Origin of the sequence: Thermus thalpophilus (genome assembly GCF_022760915.1) — a bacterium.
Classification (GTDB): Bacteria; Deinococcota; Deinococci; order Deinococcales; family Thermaceae; genus Thermus; species Thermus thalpophilus.
In genome coordinates, this window is record NZ_JAKTNS010000062.1 from 1 (window position 1) to 6,764 (window position 6,764).

The 6,764-nt window shown below is 69.0% G+C and carries 6 protein-coding genes; 3 read left to right on the forward strand and 3 right to left on the reverse strand.

Annotation, left to right across the window (positions count from 1 at the left end; translation table 11 throughout):
* Nucleotides 1–57: 57 nt before the first annotated feature.
* Genes L0D17_RS12705 through L0D17_RS12715 form a run of 3 tightly spaced genes read right to left on the reverse strand, consistent with a single transcriptional unit; the run spans nt 58 to nt 3,631 of the window.
* Complete coding sequence (locus L0D17_RS12705) at nt 58–816, reverse strand: LamB/YcsF family protein (protein WP_243095641.1); 759 nt, start codon at nt 814–816, stop codon at nt 58–60.
* Between the two features lie 12 nt (nt 817–828).
* Nucleotides 829–1,542: a hypothetical protein gene (locus L0D17_RS12710; RefSeq protein ID WP_243095642.1), complete on the reverse strand. Its 714-nt coding sequence runs from the start codon at nt 1,540–1,542 to the stop codon at nt 829–831.
* Between the two features lie 10 nt (nt 1,543–1,552).
* Nucleotides 1,553–3,631 carry an ATP-dependent helicase gene (locus L0D17_RS12715; RefSeq protein WP_243095643.1) on the reverse strand — a complete coding sequence of 693 codons (2,079 nt, stop codon included), beginning with the start codon at nt 3,629–3,631 and terminating at the stop codon, nt 1,553–1,555.
* Between the two features lie 34 nt (nt 3,632–3,665).
* Here L0D17_RS12715 and L0D17_RS12720 point away from each other — a divergent pair, with 34 nt between their 5' ends.
* From L0D17_RS12720 to L0D17_RS12730, 3 genes are all read left to right on the forward strand, one after another.
* A complete protein-coding gene (locus tag L0D17_RS12720) occupies nt 3,666–4,556 on the forward strand; it encodes a phosphohexomutase domain-containing protein (RefSeq protein WP_243095644.1) in 891 nt (296 codons plus the stop codon).
* A complete protein-coding gene (locus L0D17_RS12725) occupies nt 4,553–5,506 on the forward strand; it encodes an MBL fold metallo-hydrolase (RefSeq protein ID WP_039458863.1) in 954 nt (317 codons plus the stop codon). Before L0D17_RS12720 ends, L0D17_RS12725 begins: the two co-directional genes overlap by 4 nt.
* A gap of 58 nt (nt 5,507–5,564) precedes the next feature.
* Nucleotides 5,565–6,764 (forward strand): AMP-binding protein (locus tag L0D17_RS12730; RefSeq protein WP_243095645.1); only part of this gene is annotated, 1,200 nt, incomplete at its 3' end.

Consider the following 6,764-nt stretch of genomic DNA (forward strand, 5'->3'; position numbering starts at 1 on the left):
GGAGTGGTTCCCCCATTCTTATGCCTCCCGTCTCACATGTGTAGGGCCGGGTACAGCTTAAAAGACCCGCACCGCCACCCCCGCCGCCTCCAAAGCCGCCCGCACCGCCTGGGCCACCTGGGGGGCGTTGGGGTTATCCCCATGGATGCAAAGGGTGTCCGCCCGCACCGCCACCTCTCCTCCGTCCAGGGCCTCCACCTTCCCTTCCAGGACCATGCGCACCGCCCGCCGGGCCGCCTCCCTTGGGTCGGTGATCCAGGAGCCCGGAAGGGAGCGGGGGGCAAGCTGACCGTTCTTGAGATAGGCCCGCTCGGGGAAGGCCTCGAGGACCACCCTAAGCCCGGTGCGCCTGGCCTCCTCCTCGTAGACCGTCCCGGGGAGGACCACGAGGGGCACCTCCGGGTCAAAGGCCCGCACCGCCTCGGCGATGGCCCGGGCCGTCTCCCGGTCCCGGCAGGCCTTGAGGTAAAGGGCCCCGTGGGGCTTCACGTGGTGGAGGGGAAGCCCCTCCGCCTTCAGGAAGGCGTAAAGGGCCCCGATCTGGTAGAGCACGTCGGCGTAGACCTCCTCCGGGCCCAAGGCCATCTCCCGCCGGCCAAACCCCACCAGGTCGGGGAAGCCGGGGTGGGCCCCCACCGCCACCCCATGGGCCTTGGCCAGGGCCACCGCCTCCCGCATGCGCAAAGGGCTTCCCCCGTGGAAGCCGCAGGCCAGGTTCACCGAGGTCACCAAGGGGAAAAGCTCCCGGTCGTGCCCGTAGGTATAGACCCCGTAGGACTCCCCCACGTCCGCGTTCAGGTCCACCCAACGCCCCATACCCCTAGGGTATCAAGGGGGGTAGCCGAGCGCCCCTAAGACCGCCTTCACCCGCTCCGCCCAAAGCTCCTCCCGGGAATACACCACCTGGACCCGCTCGTGGACATTCCGGTCCACGGGCGCCAGGGCCAAGAGGGCGTGGAAGGGTTGGAGAAGGGCCAGGGGAAGACCGCCCCCGGCGTAGAGGAGGAGGTCGGACCTCAGGGCCAGGGCCTCCACCTCCTCCCGCCTCAAGGCCACGTGTCCCCGGGCCCTTTGCGGCAGGCGGGCGAGGAAGGCGTCCCCTTCGGCGAAGCTCGGCGCCGCCACGGAAACCTGAGCCAAGGGGCGGAGGAAGGGGGCCAAGGAGGGGCGCAAGGGGCCAAGCCAAAGCGCCTTAGCCCCAGGAAAGTGGGCGGCTAGGAAGCGCTCCAAGGCCACCCCCTCCGTGTACTGGCCCACGGGTCCCCCCACCCCCACGGCCACCAGGTCCACCAGGCCCGCCATCTCCGCCTCCGCCTCCAGGCGCATCCCCTCCGGGGGAGGAAGGCCCTCCGCCAGGACCATCCCGGCAAGCCCCAGGGGCACAAGGCAGGGGAGGAGGGCCCAGGTGTTCTCCGCCTCCACGGGGTAGGGGAAAAGGGGCAGGCGCAAGGACGCCACCTCCGCCACCAACGGGTCAAAGAAGGCGGCATTCCCCCGGTGGAGGAAGGGCAAGGGGCGGGTCTTGTGGTAAGGGGGCCACACGGGCCACCTCCTAGGCGGGGCGCAGGTCGGCGTACTTGAGGGAAAGGCGCTTAAGCCCCACCCCCTCAAAGTGCACCGTCACCTCGTCCCCCGAGGCCGCCACCACCGTGCCCGGGCCGAAGCGGGGGTGGACCACCTTCTCCCCCCCCTTGAAGGCCCCGGGCTTGGGCCGGTGCGGCGGGGGGACGGGCCTTGGGCTTCGGTAGGGGTCGTACTCCTGGTAGAGCCCCTCTTCCACCTCCTCCAGGAAGCGGCTTGGCCGGGTGGCCTCCAGGCGGCCGTAGACCTCCCGCTCCTCGGCGTAGGAGAGGTAAAGCCTTTCCTGGGCCCGGGTCACCCCCACGTAGAAGAGGCGGCGCTCCTCCTCCAGGGCCTCGAGGGTGCTCAAGGAGTTCCGGTGGGGCAGAAGCCCCTCCTCCACCCCCACCAGGAACACCACGGGGAACTCCAGACCCTTGGCGTTGTGGAGCGTCATGAGGGAAACCTTCCCCTCCGCCCCCGCCGGCTCCTCCGCCCGGGCGGTGAGGGCCACCTTATCCAGGAAGTCCAGGAGGCTTTCCGCCTCCTTGGCCGCCCGCAGGAGCTCCTCCACGTTCTCCAGGCGGTCCTCGTGGTCCTCGGGGTAGGCCTCCCTGAGGTAGGCGGGGTAGTCGGTGGCCTGAAGGAGATGGCGGAAAAAGGCCTCCGCGGGGCCAAAGGCCAGGTCCATGAGCTCTTCCATCAAGGCCACGAAGTGGCGCACGGGCTCGGGGCGGGGTAGAAGCTCCGCCCGCTTCAGGGCCTCAAAGAGGGGAAGGCCCTTCTCCTGGGCCAGGCGGGCCACCTTCTCCACCGTGGCCGGGCCGATGCCCCGGGGCGGGGTGTTCAGGATGCGCTTCAGGCTCACGCTGTCCAGGGGGTTCAGGGCCAGGCGGGCGTAGGCCAGGAGGTCCTTCACCTCCGCCCGCTCAAAGAAGCCCACCCCGCCCACCACCCGCGCCCCAACGCCCCGGCCCGCCAAAGCCTGCTCCAGGAGGCGGCTTTGGGCGTTGGTGCGGTAAAGGACGGCGATGCGGTCAAAAGGGGGCCCCAGGCGCAGGATCTCCTCCGCCACGAAGCGGGCCTCCTCCCGGGCGTCCTTGGCCCGGAAAAGCCGCACGGGCTCCCCACCCCGCTTCACCGGGCGCAGGGTCTTTTCCAGGCGCAGGGCGTTTTTGACGATCACAGCGTTGGCGAAGCGCAAGATGGCCTCGGTGGAGCGGTAGTTCTCCTCCAGGCGGTAGACCTTGGCCCCGGGGAAGTCTGCCGTGAACTGGAGGATGTTCTTGATGTCCGCCGCCCGGAAGGAGTAGATGCCCTGGTCCGGGTCCCCCACGGCCATGAGGTTGGCCTCCTCCCCGGCCAGGAGCTTGGTGAAGCGGTACTGCACGGGGTTTGTGTCCTGGTACTCGTCCACGTGGATGAAGCGGGCCCGCTTGCGCACCCGGGCGAGCACCTCCTGGTCCTCCTCCAAAAGCCTCAGGGCGTAAAGGAGGATGTCCCCGAAGTCCAAGGCCCCTTGGGCCTTTAGGGCCTCCTGGTAGCGGAAAAGGACGTCCAAAAGCCTCCTCCGGGAAAGTCCGGCGTAGTACTCGGGAAGCTCCGCCAAGAGGGCCTCGGGCGGCTCTCCTCGGTTTTTGGCCCGGTCCAAGAGGGCCTTGATGGGCCCCGGCTTGGCGGAAAGGCCGAGCTCCTTCAGGACCTCCTTGAGGAGGGCGGTCTGGTCGTCCTCGTCGTAGACCACGAAGCCCGGCTTCAGGCCCACCCGCTCCCCGTACACGCGGAGGATGCGCAAGGCGGCGGCGTGGAAGGTGGAAACCCAGACCTCCCCCGCCCCCCTCACCATGCCCTTGAGCCGCTCCCGCATCTCCTCCGCCGCCTTGTTGGTGAAGGTGACCGCCAGGATCTCCGTGGGGTAGACGCCCCGGTGGGCGATGAGGTAGGCCACCCGGTGGACCACGGTGCGGGTCTTGCCGCTCCCAGCCCCCGCCACCACCAAGGCGGGGCCTTGGAAGTGGAGGACCGCCTGGCGCTGGGCCTCGTTCAAGGAGGAGAGGAGGGCCTCGTCCACGGGGTGGAGTCTACCACGGGGTAGACTCTAGGACATGGAGCTTCGTCCCACGCAGGAGGGCTTCTTGGGCGAACTCGCCCGGGACTTCACCTTCGCCACCCTGGCTCGGCTTTCGGCGGGGTTTGGCGAGCGCCTGAAGGAGGAGGGCGTGGAGCGGGTGGTGGTGGGCCACGACGCCCGCTTCCTGGCCCGGGAGATGGCGGAGGAGGCGGCGGGGGTGCTTTCCGCCTTGGGCCTGGAGACCTTCCTCCTTCCCGGGCCTTCTCCCCTGCCCCTTTTCGGCTTCGCCTTGGAGAGGCAGGAGGCGGCGGGGCTTTACCTCACCGCTGGGCGCAGGCCCGCCCGCTTCCAGGGGGTCAAGCTCCGCCTGGGGCCCGGAAAACCCCTTCCCGGGGAGGCGGTGCCCTTCCTAACCCCCCCGGAGGCCCGGAGGCGCTTCGCCCCCCTGGAGGTCAAGAAGGCCTATATGGAGCACCTGGCACAGAGCGCCGGAGAGGTGCCCAAGAAAAAGGGCGTGGTCTACCTGGACGCCATGGGGGGAGCGGGGGGCGGGGTCTTGCCCGGGGTGTGGAGGCTCCTTGGCCTCGAGGCGGAACTCCGGGAACTCCACCCCCTCCCCCACCCCCTCTTCTACGGGGTGGACCCAGACCCAAAGCCGGAACACCTAAAAACCCTCCAGGTCCTCCTCAAGGCCCAAGAGCCCCCCACCCTGGGCCTGGCCCTGGACGGGGACGCCTGCCGCCTAAGGGTCTACCTCCCCGGCGGGGAGCCCTTGGGGGACGAGGCCACCCTGGGGCACCTGAAGGAAGTTCTGGGCGGTAAGGCGGTGGAAGGGGACGGGGAAGGGGGCTTCCGCTTCCCCTGGCACCTTAAGGAACCCGACCCCTTCCTCGCCGCCCTCCTCCTCCTGGGGGCCCTCCTATGAAGGAGATCCTGCCCGGGGTCTTCCTCCTGCCCGTGCCCATCCCCTACCCCTTGAAGGCGGTGAACCTCTACCTCCTCCGGGGGGACGGGGAGGTGGCCCTTCTGGACACCGCCTTGGACACCCGCACCGCCCGGGGAAGCCTGGAGCTTTATTTGGCGGAGCTCGGCCTTTGCTTCCAGGACATCAAGACGGTGCTCCTCACCCACCACCACCCCGACCACTATGGGCTTTCCGGTTTCTTTGAAGGGCTTGGGGCCCGGGTCTTCCTCCACGAGGAGGAGCTCGGCCGGGGCCACCGCTTCTGGCTCGTCCCGGAGGCCTTTGAGGAAGCCTCCTGGCGGCTTTTCCGGGAGCACGGCACCCCCGAGGAGGCCCTTCTGGGCATCCGGGAAACCATGGCCAAAACCCGCGAGAGGGTCCACCCGCCGCAAAACCCCGTGCCCCTTAGGGACAGGGAGGTCCTGGAGGTGGGGGGGAGAAGGCTTCGGGTCCTCTGGACCCCGGGCCACGCCGACGGGCACGTGGCCTTTTACCTGGAGGAAGAGGGGGTGCTTTTGGCGGGGGACGCCCTTTTGGACCACGTCTCCCCCAACGTGGGCCTTTGGGCCTACACCCGGGAAAACCCCCTAAAGGACTTCCTGGACTCCCTCAAGCGCCTGGCCGAACTCCCCGCCCAGGTGGCCCACACGGGGCACTTCGGCCCCATCCGGGACGTTCGGAAGCGGGCCAAGGAGCTTCTCGCCCACCACGAGGAGCGTCTGCAAAGCCTCCTGGCCCACCTGGAAGGCCCCAAGAACGCTTGGGAGCTTTCCCTGCTCCTCTTCCCCCAGGATTTGGACGCCGCCGGGCGCCGCTTCGCCTTCGCCGAAACCCTGGCCCACCTGGAGTACCTGCGGGCGGAGGGCCTGGTGGGCCGGGAAGGCCCCCCCTACCGCTACTTCCGGGTCTAGGGCCCCTTGCCCGGATGGGGAACGGGGGGTAAACTTTGACCCGGTTCAAGGAGGTGCCATGCATCCTTGGTACGCACACTACGATCCTGGGGTCCCCAAGGAGGCCCCCGCGCCCCGGCTTTTGACCGAGGCCCTGCGGGAAAACGCCCGCCGCTACCCAGACAAGGTGGCCTTGGCGTTCCTGGGGCGAAGTATTTCCTACGCCGCCTTGTGGCGGGAGGTGGAGGCCTTCGCCAAGGGCCTGCAGGAGGCGGGGGTGAAGCCGGGGGACCGGGTGGCCATCATGCTCCCCAACTCCCCCCAGTTCGTGGTGGCCTTCTTCGGCGCCCTCCTGGCGGGGGGCGTGGCGGTGAACACCAACCCCATGTACACCCCCCGGGAGCTCAGGCACCAGCTTCAGGACTCCGGGGCCAAGGCCTTGGTCATCCTGGACCAGCTCCTTCCCCGCTACCAAGAGGTGAAGGAAGAAGTTCCCGTGCGCATCCTGGTGCGCACGGGCATCCAGGACTACCTCCCTTTTCCCAAGAACCTCCTCTACCCCCTCCTGCTCAAGCGCAAGGGGCAGTGGCCCAAAACCCTCGAGGGCATCCCCTGGCGGCGCTTCCTCAAGTCCGGCACCCCCAACCCCGTGCCCCTTAACCTGGACGACCTGGCCCTTTTGCAGTACACCGGGGGCACCACCGGGGTGGCCAAGGGGGCCATGCTCACCCACCGGAACCTCTCCGCCAACGCCCTGCAGGTGCGCTCCTGGATCCCCGACTTCCGGGAAGGGGAGGAGGTGGTCTTGGGGGCCATCCCCTTCTTCCACGTCTACGGCATGACCGTGGCCATGAACCTGGCCCTCCTGGGGGCGGCCAAGCTGGTCCTCCTCCCCCGCCCCGAGATCGGGCCCATCGTGGAGGCCATTGAGAAGCACCAGGTAAGCCTTTTCCCGGGGGTGCCCACCTTGTACGTGGCCTTCAACAACTTCCCCGGGATTGAGAAGCGGAACTTAAGAAGCGTCCGGGCCTGCATCTCCGGCTCCGCCCCCTTGCCCCTCGAGGTGGCGGAGCGCTTCATGGCCCTCACCGGGGCCAAGCTGGTGGAGGGCTACGGCCTCACCGAGGCCAGCCCCGTGACCCACTGCAACCCCCTCCACGGCCCGAGAAAGCTCGGGAGCGTGGGCCTCCCCTTCCCGGGGGTGGAGGCGAAGGTGGTGGACGCGGAGGGGCGGGAGGTGCCCCCGGGCGAGGTGGGCGAGCTCATCGTCAAGGGCCCC